We start from the raw sequence: 17,451 nt of genomic DNA, 5'->3' as shown, positions 1-17,451 counted from the left end.
CGCGCTCAGCCGGGCGTGGGTGAGCGGCAGCCGTACCTGCCGGGAGGACAGGCCGCTGTCCTTGAGGAAGAGGGCCGCAGCGGCCGGGGGCAGGTAGGGCGCGCGGGGGCGGCCATCGTCCCTCAGGGCAGGCCCGCGCCCGGGCCGTCACATCGGCCGCTGCCGTCGGTGCGCGGACGGAGACCTCGTCGGGGACGGCCGCGCCTGACCATGTCAGTGCTCGCGGAGGAAGCCGCGCAGGAGGCGAAGGTAGGTCGCGGTTTGCTCGTGGGCGATCCCGTGGCCGGCGTTCGCGACCTCGGCGAGGCGGGCGCCGGGGATCGTGTCGCGGTACTCGGCGGCGACGTGGGGTTTGATGTAGTCGCAGGTGCCGCGCATGATGAGCGCGGGTACGTGGAGCCGGCGCAGTCGGGGGCGGGGGTCGGGGACGCGCATGGCGTCGGCGACGGTGAACTGGTTGGCGTAGAAGCCGGGGCGGTTGCCGTGCGTCGGGGCGGGCGGGCCGTCCGGGCAGGTGGTGGCGTCCTTGCCGATGAGCAGCAGTTCGCGCATCCGCCAGTCGGCCTCGCGGTCGGGGACGAGAGCGTGCGCGGCGGCCGGGCCGTTCTCCAGCAGGAGGGACAGAGCGATCATGCGCGGGCTCCCGAGGAGGTCGTCGCGGCGGCGGGCCTGGTCGGGTGTGAGGCGGTTCCACGGCTCGCCGATGTCGCCGGCGCCGGGTGCCCAGAGCGCGCCGGGGGAGACGAAGACCGCCTTGGCCACCCGGCCCGGGTGGGCGGCCAGATACTGGGCGGTCAGCGTGGCCCCCCACGACCTGCCGACGAGGATCATCTTGGGCACGCCGATGACCTGCCTGATCGCCTCGAGATCGGCCACCTGGCGGGCGACGGTGTAGCCGGTGACGTCGGCGAGGCGGCTGGAGCGGCCCGCGCCGACCTGGTCGTAGGCGTAGACGTCGAAGCCGTCCGCGGCCAGTTCCTCCGCCCCTTCCGGCAGGCCCTCGCCCGCGGTGCCCGGTCCGCCGTGCAGGAAGATCACGGGGTACGGCTCGGCGCCGCCCTTCCGGTGCGTGTAGGCGATGCGGGAGCCGGTGGGCAGGTCCCAGTACCTGACGTACGCGGGAGCGGCCGGGGCGAGCGGCGTCGGTAACGGCCGGAAGACGAGCAGCCAGGCGCTCACCGCGGCCAGTGCGGTGACCGTGACCGCGAACCAGACGGCGGCGCGCCCGGCCGAGCGCGTCAGCAGTCGCATCGACGGCCGGCCCAGCAGAAAGGCGACCAGCAGGCAGACCAGGACTGCCGCCGCGCACAGCATGGGGATGACGGCGGTGACGGAGGCGAGCGCGAGAAAGGAGAACGCGGCGGCGGCCACGGCCAGGAGGGCGGCGATCAGGCCGGCCAGCAGGCCCGCCGTGCGGCGAACAAAGGTGAGCATGCCGCCAAAGATCCTCTTGTGAGGTGTGTGCGGCATCGGGAGCAACCCCGGCCCTCGCCCCGGATTCCGGGCGGATACTCCTCCTGCGGACCCACTACTTTCGACCTGGAAACGTGGCGAACAGGGTGCGTGTCGCGGGCGCCCTGGTGGTGCAGGAGGACAAGCAGCTCGGCCGCGGCATCATGATGGGTAGAAGTGCATGACGACGGCGAGCCCCACGAAGTGGATGATCACCACGAAGGTGATCAGGAAGATGAACACGAACTTGGCCGGGCCGTGCTCGAAGTGCTTACCCTCCTTCAGGGGAGGCAGCTTGGCCTGCCGCTCAGCGATGCGCTCCTCCAAAGGCTTGCGGTAAAACACGGGTGTCCTCCAGGGGTCAGCCGACCGATAGGTTTGCGTGCAGGTTATTGGTGGGCTATTAGTTTGTACACAAAGTAACCTACCAGGGAATGGAGGAGGAAACCTCATATGGAGCCTGTGACAGGCGTAACAGACCTGCTGGCGCTGGATCGGCAGGTGTGCTTCGCCTTGAGCATCGCCTCGCGCAGCGTCATCGGGCTGTATCGGCCACTGCTGCAGCCGCTGGGTCTGACTCATCCGCAGTACCTGGCCATGCTCGCGCTCTGGCAGCAGGAGCCTCTGTCGGTCAAGGAGCTGGGAGAGCTGCTTCAGCTCGATCCGGGCACCTTGTCTCCGCTGCTCAAGCGGCTTCAGGCCCTCGGCTACATCCATCGCGAGCGCAACAGCAAGGATGAGCGTGCCCTGGCGCTGACCCTGACTCCAGCCGGCAAGGAGCTACGAGCCGAAGCGGAGAAGATCCCACCCGCCATCGTGGCACGTCTCGGCATGGACATCGAAGAGTTGCAGCACCTGCACCAGTCGTTGATGCGAGTGATCGCGGCAGCACGCGGCGCCGACGAGCCCAAGCCGCACGATTCCTGACCGTTCCACGTCATTCGTCCAGGTCGAGCGACACGCCCATACTCCCTGAGGACACCGGTCACGCCGGCGGACGTCGAGCCGGGTGATCCGCGGTGGTGCCGCTCCGGCGACGGCTCAGCACCGCGGCGATGGGAATGGCGGCGGCCAGGCCGCTCAGCAGGACGGCCGCGAGCGCTCCAAGGACGGCCGGTTCGTCGCCGAAGGCGAGGCCGACCGCGGCGAGCGCCGGTCCCACGTTGCGCACCGCGGTGACTCCCCCCATGGTGGTACGGAGTGCCCGCGGCCCGGTGGCCATGGCCGTGCCGAGGCCGAAGGCGATGGCGGAGAAGACGAAGCCCGCGAGCGGGCTGAGTGAGCCGATCAGCGCGACGACGTCCCGCCAGTTGCCCAGGAGCATGCCGGCCAGCACGACGAGGAAGGTCACGTTCGACGCTCCGACCGCCACGGGATGCCATGACAGGGCTGTGGGCGACGCGTAGTGGCGCACCGTCAACCCGACGGCGAACGGAACGAGCTGGAGGACCGCCACGGTCAGCATCAGTGCCGGGACGTCCAGTGCGACTCCACCGCCCACGCCGGCCGCCTTGAGCATCACGTTCGCCGTGGGACCGAAGGTGATGCTGCCGACGGCGGCCAGCAGGACCTGCATCGCCGCACCTGCGACCACGTCGCCCTTCTGCACCATGCCGAGTTTCGCGCCGAGCGGCCCACCCGGTGAGGACGCGATCAGGAGCAGCGCGATGTACGCCGCCGTGGGCAGGCCGAACAGGGCGGCGAGGCCCCAGCCGAGGAGCGGGACGGCGACCAGGTTGGCCAGGAGGACCAGCACCAGCAGCAGGACATTCGCGAACACGGCGCGCAGGGCCGACAGTGTCGCCCCGAGACCGGCGGCGAACATGGTGGCCGCGATGAAGACGACGGTGACGGCGTTGAACAGCAGCTGCAGCGTGTCCATATGGATCCCCGGTCGTCGGGCCAGAACGGCGTCACCATGCTCAGTCCGTGAGGTCGCCGAGCCAGCGCAGTGCGGTCAGCCCTGGCATGAAGCAGTATTCGCCGCCTCGCGTGACCACGAACCGCGGTGTGGAGAGCAGCCGCCGCCGTACGGGACGCCGGGGAATGGTGAAGTCGCCGGAGCCGTCGGTGGAGCCGATGACAGGGTCCTTCGCGTCACCCGCGCCGAAGAAGACGCCGTCGTTCATCCATTCGGACTGGACGAACTCGAACTGCCGCCCGAGATGCGCTCCGACGAAGGCGAACATCAGCCCGCGGTCGGCCCCGTCGTCCTCCAGGACGCCCTCGGGCAGCGGCGGCCCGTACGCGGTGCCGCGCCTGATCATGCGATGCAGCCTCGGCACCCCGGCCACCCTCGCGTCACGAGGATTGCCCCGGCGGATGTGGCAGCCGCCGGGAGTGGTGAAACCTGCCGGATCGTCCTGCTCGAACAGGAAGATGTTGTTGCGCGTCCGGTCGGCGCCGAGGCCGGGGTCGTCGTGTCGCGGGCTGAGCGCCAGCGGAGCGCCGCTGCGCCAGCGTCCCATGAGCTTCGCGGCCAGCAGTTCCTCGTCTTCAGGCCCGGTGGCGTTGTCCTTCAGGTATCGCCGGAACAGGGCCACGCGCTGGTGGAGCTTGCGGAAGACCACGTAGGTGCCATTGCGTCCGAGGACATCGGGTTGCGGGGTCTGGATGCCGCCGAGCTCGTCGCGATAGCCGAGCACGAACTCCCCCGCCTTGAGCGGCGCTTCCAACGGGTTCGAGCCGGCGATGCCGCTGCCCTCGACGGCGGGATGGCTGATGCCGTCGCGGTAGCCGAAAGGTTCGGTCTCGGTGGGCAGCGCGTGGCAGTTCTGCCGCCAGATCGCCGTCACTCCGGGCAGGGCCTCGTAGGCCGGGCGAGCACGGTCGATGGCGGCCTCCAGCCGTGCGCTGTCGGGCGCGAGCGCCACCAGCACCACGTGGACGTCGGGTGTGCCGAGCGGCGGCTCCCAGTTGCCGGGGCTGCTCTCGCCGACGTCGCCCAGCACGGTGGCCCGTGCGGCCATCCCCTGCCGGAACTCCCAGGCGAAGGTGTCCAGCCACTTCTGAGGGACACCGAGCGCCTTGAGACCGTGGTAGGTCAGCGCGACGCTGACCCAGGTCTCGCCCAACGGGCTGACCGTGTCGGCGGCCGAGGTCACCACGGCGCTCACGCGCCGCATCAGCTCCCGCCCATGGTCGCGGTCGTCGATGCGGAACAGGATGTAGGTCGCCGCGTACGGCGTCGGCCGGGGGCTGAGGACCCCGCGCTGGATGTCGTCGAGTTCGAGCTTGACCTGGGCCTGGGTGTCCTCGCTCACCGGAACCCGCCTCCTCGTAGCGCTACTTCGCCGAGACGATGTTGTTCCAGAAGGCGCGCAGGCTCTCGTCGACGCCGAACAGCGAGCTGAAGATCGTGGTGTCGGCGAAGATCACGTCACCGGCGCGGTCACCGCCGGGTGGCATCCACAGGAACATGTTGAACTCGGTGTTCCCGGCCTCGGTGAACGGGTGGGGCCTGGACATGTCGATCGGCTGCCTGCCCAGCACGTGGATGACGCTCGGGTCGTCGGTGGTCACGGCGTAATGAGGCAGGTGCTTGTGGAAGTTGAAGCTGGACACCCCTTCCAGCCACCCCTTGGTGTCCAGGTCCCTGACGATGGACAGCGGGGCGCTCCTGTTCCCGTCCGTCACCGCGGGACGGAGCCCGTACCGGTTCTCGACGGGTATCCCCAGCCCTGCCATCAGCGATCGGGTGTACCTGCCGAAGCGTTGCTGGCGGGGCACCAGCGCGTCGCCGTGGTGGTGGTATTCCATGTCGCGCACCACCATGTCGTTCGACGCGCCGACGTCGTGATGCGGTCCCAGTGCCAGGCAGGTTCCCTCGCGGGTGAGGAAGTCGCGCACCGCCTCGATCTCCGCGGGTGTGGCGTCCTGGCCGGTGATCATGTGGTCCAGTCCCCACACGAACAGGGTGTCGGTGTCCGCAAGGACCCGCTCGTCCAGTGGAGTGTGGAATCCGGCCTGGTCGACGCGCTGGTACACGGGTACGACGTGCCCGCTGGTCTCCTCGACGAACTGCTGGAAGGGCAGCCATCCCCAGAAGAACAGCTCCAGCCCGCCCGCGATGCCTTGCTGGAACCGCAGCGGATCCGACCATTTCGGGTCCTCGTAGGCAGGCCACGTCACGCGCCGCACTTCGGTCATCGTGGAGAACCGGTTGTCCAGTTCGGCGGTGTTCCTGCCGGCCTCGGCTGGATAGCTCCATGCGACGTAGATGCTCAACCGCCGCCGGCCGGGAGTGTACTGGCGCGGCACGTGGTTCTGGTTGTAGGTGCGCGCCGTTCTCAACTCGCTCATCTTGTCTCCGCATGGCGCCGGCGGGCATCACTGCATCTGGTCGAGCATCTCCGACAGGGCGCTCTTGACCAGCAGAGCCTTCTTGATCTCGTCGGCGGTGACGTACGGGTACTCGCCGTACTCGATGAAGCTCGGGCAGTGGTGCTCGCGAACGAATCTGATGAACGCCTCCGGGTTGGTCTTCCAGTCCTCGGGGAAGCCCTCGAGGTTCTCGAAAACCGTGTTCACCCCTGATCGGGCGAACAGTGCGATGGCGTCTTCGGTGTACTTGTCGAAATCGGTGTCGAAGATTCCCTGGTACATGAAGCGGGTGTCGTCGTCGAAGAGCACCCAGCGCAGGTAGTGCAGCTTCAGAGGAGCGAGCAGGTCCGGGTCGTCCTCCAGCGCCTTGGCGAGCGTGTGTCCGTAGCCTCGGATGACCTCAGCTCGGCCGGGCTTGACGTCCGCGATGATGGTGAACCCGTAGCACGCAGGGGTCCGCGGGTAGACGGGACCGTACTTCCCCTGCTCCAGGTGGTCGGTCTCTTTCGGGATGACGACCGCCTGCGGCCTGATCTCCATACCCGTCCCTCTCCATCGTTGTACACCAAGGGGGAAACGGTGGAGCGACCTGACTGCGGCCATTATCCCATAATGCGGCGCTGTACGGCAGGCGCGTGCACGCCCAGGGGCCGGCCGCGTCCAACGGAGTGGACGCGGCCGGCCGTGAGTTTCGTCGTTCAGCCGGCGCGGTCGGCCGCACCGGACTTGATGGTCTCGATGAACTCCCCGAGCTTGTCCTCGGGCAGGTTCTGGGCGAGGTCCGACTCGCTGATCATCCCGACGAGCCGCCGATCGTCGATCACCGGCAGTCGCTTGACCTTGTGCTGCATCATCTGCCGGAGCACATCATCGACGTCGGCGGTCGCCTCGACGTAGACGGGCTTGCCCTGGGCGAGCTCCGCGGCGCGGCACTCCTGCGGATCCTTGCCCTCGGCCAGGCACTTGATCACTATGTCGCGGTCGGTGATGATGCCGTGCAGCTTGTTGTCGGTGCCGCAGATCGGCAACGCTCCCACACCGAGGTCACGCATCTTGCGTGCGGCATCGATGAGGGTCTCGTTTTCGCCGATGCACTCGGCACCCACATGCATGATTTCCCGTGCCGTCGTCATCCGGGCCCTCCTCAGGTGTGTCCTTCCTTCCGTGCCGCCTACCCCATTCATCAGCGGTCATCCGCGCGTTCCAGAGATCGGCGGTGCGAACGTTCAGCTCAACGCCTTCTCCAGTTCCGTCTTGGACATGCTCGACCGGCCTCTGATGTTGCGGCGCTTGGCCTCGGCGTACAACTGATCCTTCGTGCGACCGCCCGCGCCGGAGCCGGAGCGCCGGCTGGAGGAGGTGTCCTTGGTCGAGGTGGAGCCGGCGGCGCGCGGGCTCTCGCCCAGCCCCCTACCCCTCCCCCACTCCCGGATTCGTCGTCGGCGCAGCCTCCTGTGGCCGTATTCCGGGCCTGCGCTCGCGCCCGCCGTCCCGCGCGTCCCTCGACTTGCGGCTACTAATGATGGCTGTTTTCATTTGTCTGCGACGTTGTTCATCGAGGGAGCGGCATGCGAGTACGCGGCAGTGACACTTCCAGGCTGAGACGGATCAACATGGTCACTGCCCTGCGCGCGCTGCGTGGGCACGGCGCGATCGGCCTGACCGAGCTGGCCTCGCGGGCCGGGCTGTCCAGGCCCACCGTCGAGGGGCTGGCCGAGGACCTGCTGGCCTCGGGCTGGCTGGCCGAGTCGCCGCCGGAGACCGGTCAGATGGGCAGGCCCAGGAGGCTGTTCCGCTTCCGCGCGGAGGCCGGGTACGTGCTCGGCGTGGACGTCGGCTCCTTCTCCGTGCGCGCGCTCGTGTGTGACCTGGAAGGCCACGTCGTGGGCCGGTCCGTCACCCGGCTGACGTCGGAGGCGAGCCGGGTGGACAGGCTGGACGGGATCAGGAGCGCCGCCCGCGGGGCGTTGCGGGACGCCGGTCTCGAAGCCGGCCGCCTGATGGCCGCCTGCGTCGGCACCACGGGCGTGGTGACACGGGAGGGCGTGGTCAAGCTCTCCGTGGCCCTGCCCGAGTGGACGGGCGTCGACCTGGTGGCCGAGCTGGGTGACGACATCGGACCCGTGGTCCTGGTCGAGAACGACTGCAACCTCGCGGCGCTGGCCGAGCGGTGGACGGGCGTCGCGACGGGCGCGCGGGACCTGGTCTTCGTGCTGTCGGGCGTGCGGACCGGCGCCGGTCTGCTGATCCGCGGCGAACTGCACGCAGGCGGACGCGGCATGGCCGGCGAGATCGGCGCGTTGCCGCTGGTCGGCTGGCATCGTGCCCCCTCACACCTGGCCGCGTTCCCCGGCCTTCCGGCGGGAACGGCCGCCGAGGAGGTGGCCGGGCTGGTCTTCGCGGCCGCCAGGCAGGGCGATCCCGCCGCGCGCTGGGCGGTCGAGCAGTACGCCCATGACCTGGCCGAGGGCATCGCCGCGCTGGTGCTGACGATGGACCCCGACCTGGTCGTGGTCGGCGGCGGCGTCTCCCGGTCGGGTGACGTCCTGCTGGAGCCGTTGCGCCGCCATCTCGACCCGCTCTGCCTGGAACCGCCGGAGCTGGCCGTCTCGACCCTGGGAGACCAGGCGGTCGTGCTCGGCGCGGTACGGCACGCCCTCGACCACGTGGACGCCCGCCTCTACGACGTGGACGCCACGCTGCCCGAGGCCCAGCCCTCCTGACGGCGGGGCGGCAGGAACCGGCCGGCGCGACGGGCACGCTGCGGACTCTTGACGGGAAGGCGCTTGCCGCCACATATTTAGCCTTGCTTCGTTAATAAGTCGGGCAGGCGCTCGACGCGCAGGAGAAGAGCGCTTCCATGTCCATGAGCCGCCGCTTCCAGGTCACCCGCCAGGCCCTCACCCTCGACGGTGAGCCGTTCCAGGTGTTGTCGGGCGCCATGCACTACTTCAGGACGCTCCCCCAGCAGTGGCCCGACCGTCTCGCCAAGCTGCGGGCGATGGGGCTGAACACGGTCGAGACGTATGTGCCGTGGAACCTGCACGAGCCCCGTCCGGGCGAGTTCACCTTCGCCGGCCTGGCCGACCTGGAGGGCTTCCTCACCGCCGCCGAGGAGGCCGGGCTGTACGCGATCGTCCGCCCCGGCCCCTACATCTGCGCGGAATGGGAGAACGGCGGCATCCCGGCCTGGCTGGAGTTCCGGCGGCGCTGCCATGACCCCCGCTGGCTGGAGCCCGTCGACCGCTGGTTCGACGAGCTGATCCCGCGGATCGCCGCGCGGCAGGTCAGCCGGGGCGGCAACGTCCTGATGGTGCAGGTCGAGAACGAGTACGGATCCTACGGCGACGACCACGTCTACCTGCGCCACCTGGCCGGGGGCCTGGTCCGCAGGGGGATCGACGTGCCGCTGTTCACCTCCGACGGGAGCTGGGACCTCATGGTCACCGGCGGCACCGTGCCGGAGATCTACGCGACGGCCAACTTCGGCGGCGACCCGGCCGGTCACTTCGCCGAATTCGCCAGGAACCGTGACGACCCCGAGTTCTGCATGGAGTTCTGGAACGGCTGGTTCGACCACTGGGGCGAGGAGCACCACGTACGCGACCCGGACGAGGTCGCCAAGCTGCTCGACGAGATGCTCAGCCGGGGCGCGTCGGTCAACCTCTACATGGCGCACGGCGGCACCAACTTCGGCTTCATGGCCGGCGCGAACGCGGGGGGCGAGCAGGCCGACGGCCGGTACGAGCCGACGGTCACCTCCTATGACTACGACGCGCCGATCTCCGAGCACGGCGATCCGACCGCCAAGTTCTGGGCCTACCGCGAGGTCCTCGGCCGCCACACCGAGCTGCCGCCCGCGCCGTCCCGCGAGCCGGTCGCCACGCTGCCCGCCCGGGAGATCGCCTGCGAGGCCCGCCTGAGCCTGCTGGACTGCCTGGACGTGCTCTCCACGGGCACGGTGCGCAGCGCTGTTCCCCGCACGTTCGAGGAGCTCGGCCAGGCATACGGGCTGGCCGTCTACCGGGGCCACGTGCCCGGCCCCCGGCCGGAGGCGCTGCCGCTGACGGTCACCGGGCTGCACGACCGGGCCTGCGTGCTGATCGACGGCGTCCCCCGGGCGACCCTGGAGCGCGACGCCGTCACCTCGCTGCCCCTCGCCACCCCGGAGCGCGGCGTGGAGGTGACGCTGATCGTCGAAGCGATGGGCCGCGTCAACTACGGCCCGATCCAGGGCGAGAGCAAGGGCGTCACCGGCGGCGTACGGCACGAGCGGCAGTTCGTCTTCGGCTGGGAGATCGACCCCGTCCCGCTCGACTCGATCGAGGGCCTGCCCTGGGGGCGCGAGACCAGCGCCGCCGGGCCGTCGTTCCACCGCGCGACCCTGCACGTGGAGGAGGTCAGGGACGGCTTCGTCGCCCTGCCCGGCTGGGGCAAGGGCTACGTCTGGGTCAACGGCTTCAACCTCGGCCGCTACTGGTCGCGCGGCCCGCAGGTCACCCTCTACCTGCCCTGGCCGCTGCTGCGCCGGGGCGCCAACGACCTCGTCGTGCTGGAGCTCGACGAGGCGCCCGCGCAGCCGCGGGTCGAGATCCGCGCGGCCCCCGACCTGGGAGAGCCGTGACCCTGCCCGCGGCCGTCACCACCACCCGGCTGCGCCTGGTCGTCAAGGCGGCCAACCGCACCTGGGGCAACCTGTCCGTCAACGAGATCAGGACCCGCTGACCCATCCGCGCGACGACCCCGGCGGGCCCCACGCCCGCCGGGCCCTCGGCGACCCTTGGCACGGCCGCGGACACCCGCGGATCCCGCCCTTGACAGTCTCCGGCGGCAATTAATAAAACAAGGAACGATTAATAAGTCGCCAAGCCGGAGAGGACACTCATGGTCACACTCGCCGTCATCGGGGCGGGACTGCGCGGGCTCGGTTACGCCCGCCACGCCCTGGAGAGCGGCCGGGCCCGCGTCGTCGCGGTGGCGGAACCGGACCCGCGCCGGCGGCAGAGCCTCGCGGAGGAGCACGACATCCCGGCCGGGAGCGTCTTCGCGGACTGGCGCGACCTGCTGGCCCGCGACCGGCTGGCCGACGCGATCATCGTGGCCACCCAGGACCGCATGCACGTCGAGCCCGCCGTACGGGCCGCCGAGCTCGGCTACCACATCCTGCTGGAGAAGCCGATGGCGCCCACCGAGGCCGACGCCGCCGCCATCGCCGAGGCCGCGCAGCGGAACGGCGTGCTGCTGGCCGTCTGCCACGTCATGCGCTACACGCCCTACACCAGGACGCTCAAGGCGCTCATCGACAAGGGACGCATCGGCCAGGTGATGAACATCCAGCACCTGGAGCAGGTCGGCTGGTGGCACCAGGCGCACTCCTTCGTGCGCGGCAACTGGCGCAACGAGGCGGAGTCCGCCCCGATGCTGCTGGCCAAGGCGTGCCACGACCTGGACTGGATCATCCATCTGAAGGGCGCGCTGCCCGAGCGGATCTCCTCCTTCGGCAACCTGGTGCACTTCCGCGCCGAGCAGCGGCCCGCCGGCGCGGCCGACCGCTGCCTCGACTGCCCGATCGAGTCCGCCTGCCCCTACTCGGCCAAGCGCATCTACCTCGGCTGCCTGGGCGACCCGCTCAAGGAGTTCTGGCCGCTGTCGGCGGTCACGCACGACCACACCGAGCCCGGCGTGCTGGCCGCGCTGCGCGAGGGGCCCTACGGCCGCTGCGTCTACGCCAGCGACAACGACGTGGTCGACACCCAGGTCGTGACCATGGAGTTCGCCGACGGCACCTCCGCCACCTGCACGGTCACCGCCTTCGCCGCCCTCGAGCACCGCAAGACGCGCGTCTTCGGCACCCACGGCTCGATCGAGGGCGACGGCGTGACCTTGCGGCTGCACGACTTCCTCACCGACAAGGTGTCGGTGATCGACACCCGCGCCGACGCGGACGCCTCGGCCGCCACCGGGCACGGCGGCGGCGACGGGGCGCTGCTCGACGCGTTCGTCGCCGCGGTCGCCCACGGCGACCCCTCGCTGGTGCTGACCAGCGGCCAGGAGAGCCTCGCGACACACCGGGTGGTCTGGGCGGCCGAACGCGCCAGGCACGCCGGGACCGTCGTCCCCCTCACCCTCCCATGAAAGGCCCCCCATCATGCGTAAGTTGACGGCCGTCCTCACCGTCGGAGCCCTCGCCCTCGGCCTGGCCGCGTGCGGCAAGAAGAACAGCGAGCCGGGCACCGTCCAGGCGACGCTGGCCTACCGCTCCCTGTGGGGCGCCGACGAGCCACAAGGCAAGATCATCAAGGCGATCTTCGACGACTTCGCCCAGCAGACGGGCACCAAGGTCGACCTGAAGTTCGTCGGCCGCAAGGGCAACGAGAACCTGTCCACCGAGATGGCCGCGGGCCGCGGCCCCGACCTGTTCGACACCTCCACCGACAACCTGGCCACCTACGCCGCGCAGAACCTGGTCGCCCCTCTGGACGACGTGCTGGCCGCTCAGGTACCGGGCGAGGGCAGGACGGTCCAGGACGTCCTGCCCGAGTCGGTGCGGCAGGCCTCCTCGAACGACAAGGGCCTGGCGTTCGTCCCGCACACGGTGATCTCGACCGCCGTCTGGTTCGACGCCGCCAAGCACTCCGACCTGGCCGGCGCGCCGCCGCAGAGCTGGGAGGACTTCATCGCCTACCTCGACCGGGCGAAGAAGGACGGCCGCACCCCGATCGGCCAGGACGGCACGATCAACTTCTACAACGTGTACTGGTTCTACAGCATCCTCGTCCGGGCCAACGGCGCCGGCAGCCTCAAGGCGCTGGCCACCGACGCCGCCGCCTGGGACAAGCCCGAGGTCCTCGCGGCGGCCGAGAAGGTCGCCCAGCTCGCCAAGGGCGGCTACTTCCAGAAGGACTTCATGGCCACCAAGTTCCCCGCCGCCCAGGACGCCTGGGCGCAGGGCCGCTACGACCTGAACCTCAACGGCACCTGGCTGGCCGGCGAGACCAAGCCCAAGCTGGCCGCGGGCGCCAAGATCGCCTCCTTCCAGCTCCCGGTGGGCGGCAAGGACTCCGTCGAGGTCGGCACGCTCGGCTGGGGCGTCAACATCAAGGGCACGAACGTGGCCACCGCCAAGAAGTTCCTGGCCTTCGCGCTGCAGAAGAAGTACGTCGAGCAGATCTCCACCAGCGCGCTGAACATCCCCTCGCGGGCCGACGTGCCCGCGCCCGAGCACCTGGTGGCCGTGCAGAAGGCGGTCGCCGACGCCGCGGCCACGCACCGCACCTACGACGACGCCGCCGCCGACAAGACCTGGTGGAACGACCGGTTCCTGCCGCTGCACGACAAGCTCATCTCCGGCGCGATCGACCCCGCCGCGTTCGTCGCCGAGGGCAAGAAGACGACCGCCGACTACCTCGCGAACAAGAACTGAGCCGATGGGAGCGGGAACCCTCACCCAGGCGCCCCCCGTGGCGCCGCCGGTCAAGGCCAGGGCTCTGCGTCCGGGGCGGGAACGGGCCTTCTGGCCCTTCCTGCTCCCCGCCCTCATCGCCTACACCGCGCTGTTCGTCGCGCCCTCGCTGTTCGGGTTCTGGGTCAGCCTCAACGCCTGGGCGGGGCCGGGCTCGGAGATGACCTGGCGCGGGCTGGACAACTACCTGGCGCTGGTGGGCGACGACGCGTTCCGCACGTCGTTCGTCAACACGTTCGTGCTGGCGCTGGCCGGCGGCGGGCTGGTCTTCGGCTTCACGTTCCTGTCGATGGTGGTGCTGCGGCACATCAGGGGCCGCGCCTTCATCCGGTCCGTGATGTTCCTGCCCATGATCATATCGATGATCGCGGTGGGCGCCGCCGTCGGCTTCCTGCTGAACCCCGACGGCGTGGTCAACACCGCCCTCGGCTGGCTCGGTCTGGACCCGCGGCCCTGGCTCGGGCCCGACCTGGTCTTCCGCTGCGTCGTCGGCGGCCTGGTCTGGTCGAGCACCGGCTTCTACGTGGCGCTGATGATGTCGGCGGCCGACTCCATCCCGGCCCACGTCTACGAGGACGCCCAGCTCATCGGGGCCACCAGGTGGGAGCAGTTCCGGCACATCACGCTGCCGCTGACCTGGGACGTCTTCGCGGTGTCCGCCGTGCTGTGGGTGGTCAACAGCCTGAAGATCTTCGAGATCGTGCTCGCGTTCACCACCGGCGGCACGCCGGGGAGCCCGCCGCTGCAGGCCAGGACGGTGGCGGTGCAGCAGTACTCCCTGGTGGCCGGGAACGGCGTGCCCCAGCTCGGCAACGCCGCCGCGATGGGCGTCGTGGTGCTGCTCGTCACCGTCGTGCTCATCGCCCTGACCCGGCGCATCACCAGGCGCGACCGAGTGGAGCTGTCATGAGACGCCTGATCGGCGACGTCCTGCTGCCGCGGGCCACCGCGATCGCCCTGTGGGCATGGGTGGCCGTCAACCTCGCGCTGGTCGTCTGGGTGGGCGCGCAGTCGCTCAAGGACTCCGGCGAGGTGTGGCTCGACCCCTTCTCGCTGCCCGCCGACCCGCACTGGGACAACTACGCCTCCGCCTGGCAGGCGGCCGAGTTCTCCGCCGCCGCGCTGAACAGCACGGTCCTGACCCTGCTCGGCTCGCTGCTCATCGTGGCGTTGTCGGCGCCCGCGGCGTACGTGCTCGCCCGCTCCAACCGGCCCGTGGCCGGCCCGCTGACCGGCTACTTCGCGATGGGCCTGAGCATCCCGCTGCAGACCCTGGTGATCCCCGTCGTGGTGATCAAGCTGTCGCTCTACACCTTCATGGAGGACTGGGTCACCGGCTGGTGGGACAACCGCATCACGCTGCTGGTCTTCCAGGTGGTGCTCTCGCTGCCGTTCGCGGTGTTCGTCCTGACCGGATACATGCGCTCGCTGCCGCACGAGATCGAGGAGGCCGCCGAGATCGACGGCGCGGGCCCGCTGCGCTCCTTCGTCCGCATCGTGCTGCCGGTCGCCAGGCCCGGCGTGATGACCGTGCTCGTGCTGAACATCATCGGCCTGTGGAACGAGACCCTGCTCGTACTGCTGATCTCGCCGCTGCCCGAGGAGCGCACGCTGCCCGCGGCGCTGCTCAACCTCTACAGCTCCATGCAGTACAGCTCCGACTGGGGCGGCCTGTTCGCCGGGATCGTGATCCTGATCTATCCCATGATCGTGCTCTACCTGTGGCTGGGCCGCCGCATCGTCGACGGCATGACCGCCGGAATCGGCAAGTGACCCCCCGAAAGGAACAGAGTTTGCGTACGCGATTCGGGTGGGCGGGGCTCGCCCTGCTCGCCATGTTGGTGTCGCCGGCCGTACCCGCCCAGGCGGCGGCCAGCCCCGGGAAGACCTTCTACGTCGACGCCGCCTCAGGCGACGACGCTGCCTCGGGACGGAGCCCGGCCGCGGCCTGGCGGAGCCTGGACAGGGCCGGCCAGCTGCGGCTGGGCCCGGGTGACCGGCTGCTGTTCCGCGCCGGGCAGCGCTGGGCGGGTCAGCTCAGCCTGCAGGGTGCGGGCCTGCCGGGACGTCCGGCGCTCGTCGGCTCCTACGGCGAGGGCGCCAAGCCGGTCATCGACGGGCAGGGCCAGGTGGACGCCGCCATCCGGATCAGCAACGTGCACGACTTCACCGTCGACGGCCTGGCGGCCACCAACCACAGCGCCGACACCTCGCTCTACCGCAGCGGCGTCAACCTGTTCGCCAAGGACGCGGGCCGGCTGGAGAACGTCACGCTGCGGAACCTGAACATCCATGACGTCAACGGCCAGGGCGGCCACAGCGTCGCCGCGGCCGGGCTGCTCGTCTCCATCCGCGGCAACACGACGCCGACCTACTTCCACAACCTGGTCCTGGAGCGGAACGAGATCTCCAAGATCGGCTCCTACGGCCTCATCATGTGGTCCACGTGGTCCCGTCGCAGCGGCATGACCAGCCTGTACCCCGTGGAGACCGGCATTCCCGACAGCGAGGTCGTCACCTGGACGCCCAGCACCGGCGTCCGCATCCGGGACAACTACGTGCACGACGTGACCGGCGGCGGCATCACCCCCATGCACACCGCGGGCGCCGTGATCGAGCGCAACCGGGTGGAGCGCGCCGTACGCGGCAGGACCAAGACCACCGGCGGCAACGTCGGCATCTGGTGGCAGGGCAACGACGACATCGTGGTCCAGCACAACGAGGTCTCCCACACCGGGTTCAACGGCCCGGGCAGCGACGGCCACGGTTTCGACGCCGACGCCGACAACAACCGCAGCCTCGTCCAGTACAACTACAGCCACGACAACGACGGCGGCTTCTTCCTGGCGGTCTCCTTCGCCGCCGCCCCGACCAGGGACACGGTCGTCCGGTACAACGTCAGCAGGAACGACGGCTACGAGGGCCTGGCCGCCTCGACCTCCACCACCGGCACCCACTTCCTCAACAACACGCTCTACATCACCGACCGTGCCGTCGAGGTCAAGCCGCCCTACAGCGGGGCGGGCACGTACCGCTTCGAGCGGGTCGTGCGCCTGTACAACAACGCGGCGGGCGTGGTCGTGCGCAACAACGTCTTCGTCAACCTCGCCGGGGCCGGCTTCGACAACAAGAACGGCGTCATCTACGACCACAACCTCTACTGGGGCACCGAGCAGCCGCCGACCGGCAACGACCACGCGGCGGTCGTCGCCGACCCCCGGCTGGCCGCACCCGGCCAGGAGAATCCGGAGGGCTGTCGGCCGCTCGACGGCTCGCCCGCCTTCGACGCGGGCGTGAGCGTGCCGGCCGAGCACGACTACGCGGGCACCCCGATCCCCGACGGCGCCCCCGACCTCGGCGCCTTCCAGCGGGAGATCGCCCCCGCGAAGGTGAGCGCGTCCTTCGAACCCAAGGGCCACCTGCGGCGCCTGGCCGACCGTGACCCGGCGACCGCCTGGCGAAGCGTGCCCGAGCCGCGCCTGCCCGGCACCATCGACCTGACCGGGGCCACCGGACGCGCCTTCCGCACGGTCACGGTGTCGGCCGCGCACGCCGCCTCCCACGCGATCACCGAGGTCGAGGTGCAGACCCGCGACGGCGAGGACTGGGTCACCAGGGCGAGCGGGAAGCCGGCTTGGACGACCGACGACGACACCGTCGAGCAGCAGGTGATCACCCTGCCCGAGACGGTCAAGGCCGCACAGGTCCGCCTGGTCGTCAGGGCGGCGGCGGGTGGCCCGATCCAGATCAACGAGATCGCCCTCGGCGTGCCCGCGGCGAGCGAGCCGTACCGGCCGGGACCGGCCGCGGTGGCGAGCACCACCTTCCCGACCTCGCCGACGAACACCGTGGACGCGCTCGTCGACGGCGATCCGAGCAGCCCTTGGGCATCGGTGAGCACCGGCGTGACCTTCCCCGGCGAGTTCGTGGTGGACTACGGCAAGGACCGGCGGATCGCCGCCGTCACCCTGCACACCGCCTGGGCGAAGGGCCAGGGCGTCACCGACGTCTCGCTCGACACCTGGGACGGAACCGCTTGGGTGCCGCAGGCGGCCCACCATCTGACGAACTGGCAGGAACTCAGCGCGAAGGTGGAGACCAGCACCATCACCCTGCCGAGCCCGGTCATCGCGCGCAAGATCCGGCTGACCGTCCACGACGCGAACCTCCAGTGGGGCAACATCGCCCTCTACGAGATCGTCGCCTCCTGACCC

15 protein-coding genes are annotated in these 17,451 nt (G+C 70.1%); 8 read left to right on the top strand and 7 right to left on the bottom strand.

Features of this window, described 5'->3' with window-relative positions:
• Positions 1-213: 213 nt before the first annotated feature.
• Positions 214-1,434, bottom strand: a complete 1,221-nt coding sequence (locus ACWDLG_RS12835) for an alpha/beta fold hydrolase (protein ID WP_449919139.1) — start codon at positions 1,432-1,434, stop codon at positions 214-216.
• Between the two features lie 180 nt (positions 1,435-1,614).
• Positions 1,615-1,797 (bottom strand): hypothetical protein, encoded by a 183-nt coding sequence (locus ACWDLG_RS12830; RefSeq protein WP_354908293.1) that lies wholly within the window; start codon positions 1,795-1,797, stop codon positions 1,615-1,617.
• 108 nt (positions 1,798-1,905) lie between these two features.
• Here ACWDLG_RS12830 and ACWDLG_RS12825 point away from each other — a divergent pair, with 108 nt between their 5' ends.
• On the top strand, positions 1,906-2,379 hold the full coding sequence (locus tag ACWDLG_RS12825; protein ID WP_449919136.1) for a MarR family winged helix-turn-helix transcriptional regulator: 474 nt from the start codon (positions 1,906-1,908) through the stop codon (positions 2,377-2,379).
• Between the two features lie 58 nt (positions 2,380-2,437).
• On the opposite strand, the gene ACWDLG_RS12820 is transcribed toward ACWDLG_RS12825, so the two are convergent.
• From ACWDLG_RS12820 to ACWDLG_RS12800, 5 genes are all read right to left on the bottom strand, one after another.
• Positions 2,438-3,334 carry a bile acid:sodium symporter family protein gene (locus tag ACWDLG_RS12820; protein ID WP_449919134.1) on the bottom strand — a complete coding sequence of 299 codons (897 nt, stop codon included), beginning with the start codon at positions 3,332-3,334 and terminating at the stop codon, positions 2,438-2,440.
• A 40-nt stretch (positions 3,335-3,374) separates the two neighbouring features.
• Positions 3,375-4,715 (bottom strand): Dyp-type peroxidase, encoded by a 1,341-nt coding sequence (locus ACWDLG_RS12815; protein WP_449919132.1) that lies wholly within the window; start codon positions 4,713-4,715, stop codon positions 3,375-3,377.
• 22 nt (positions 4,716-4,737) lie between these two features.
• Positions 4,738-5,754, bottom strand: coding sequence for a hypothetical protein (locus tag ACWDLG_RS12810; protein ID WP_449919131.1), 1,017 nt, complete (start codon positions 5,752-5,754; stop codon positions 4,738-4,740).
• 27 nt (positions 5,755-5,781) lie between these two features.
• The gene (locus ACWDLG_RS12805) at positions 5,782-6,315 is read right to left on the bottom strand and encodes a hypothetical protein (protein WP_449919129.1); all 534 of its coding nucleotides are present in this window, start codon (positions 6,313-6,315) and stop codon (positions 5,782-5,784) included.
• A 158-nt stretch (positions 6,316-6,473) separates the two neighbouring features.
• Complete coding sequence (locus ACWDLG_RS12800; protein WP_354908285.1) at positions 6,474-6,908, bottom strand: CBS domain-containing protein; 435 nt, start codon at positions 6,906-6,908, stop codon at positions 6,474-6,476.
• Positions 6,909-7,388: 480 nt separating this feature from the next.
• Here ACWDLG_RS12800 and ACWDLG_RS12795 point away from each other — a divergent pair, with 480 nt between their 5' ends.
• From ACWDLG_RS12795 to ACWDLG_RS12765, 7 genes are all read left to right on the top strand, one after another.
• The gene (locus ACWDLG_RS12795) at positions 7,389-8,498 is read left to right on the top strand and encodes an ROK family protein (RefSeq protein WP_449919126.1); all 1,110 of its coding nucleotides are present in this window, start codon (positions 7,389-7,391) and stop codon (positions 8,496-8,498) included.
• 137 nt (positions 8,499-8,635) lie between these two features.
• The gene (locus tag ACWDLG_RS12790) at positions 8,636-10,399 is read left to right on the top strand and encodes a glycoside hydrolase family 35 protein (protein WP_449919124.1); all 1,764 of its coding nucleotides are present in this window, start codon (positions 8,636-8,638) and stop codon (positions 10,397-10,399) included.
• Positions 10,400-10,659: 260 nt separating this feature from the next.
• Positions 10,660-11,910, top strand: a complete 1,251-nt coding sequence (locus ACWDLG_RS12785) for a Gfo/Idh/MocA family protein (RefSeq protein WP_449919122.1) — start codon at positions 10,660-10,662, stop codon at positions 11,908-11,910.
• 13 nt (positions 11,911-11,923) lie between these two features.
• On the top strand, positions 11,924-13,198 hold the full coding sequence (locus ACWDLG_RS12780) for an ABC transporter substrate-binding protein (protein ID WP_449919120.1): 1,275 nt from the start codon (positions 11,924-11,926) through the stop codon (positions 13,196-13,198).
• A 4-nt stretch (positions 13,199-13,202) separates the two neighbouring features.
• A complete protein-coding gene (locus ACWDLG_RS12775; protein WP_449919118.1) occupies positions 13,203-14,147 on the top strand; it encodes a carbohydrate ABC transporter permease in 945 nt (314 codons plus the stop codon).
• Positions 14,144-15,010: a carbohydrate ABC transporter permease gene (locus ACWDLG_RS12770; RefSeq protein ID WP_449919116.1), complete on the top strand. Its 867-nt coding sequence runs from the start codon at positions 14,144-14,146 to the stop codon at positions 15,008-15,010. Before ACWDLG_RS12775 ends, ACWDLG_RS12770 begins: the two co-directional genes overlap by 4 nt.
• 20 nt (positions 15,011-15,030) lie before the next feature.
• The gene (locus ACWDLG_RS12765) at positions 15,031-17,448 is read left to right on the top strand and encodes a discoidin domain-containing protein (protein ID WP_449919114.1); all 2,418 of its coding nucleotides are present in this window, start codon (positions 15,031-15,033) and stop codon (positions 17,446-17,448) included.
• Positions 17,449-17,451: the final 3 nt, after the last annotated feature.

The organism is Nonomuraea sp. NPDC003727 (assembly GCF_053586935.1).
The sequence above is the reverse complement of the archived record's forward strand: the minus strand, read 5'-3'. Positions and strand labels throughout refer to the sequence as shown.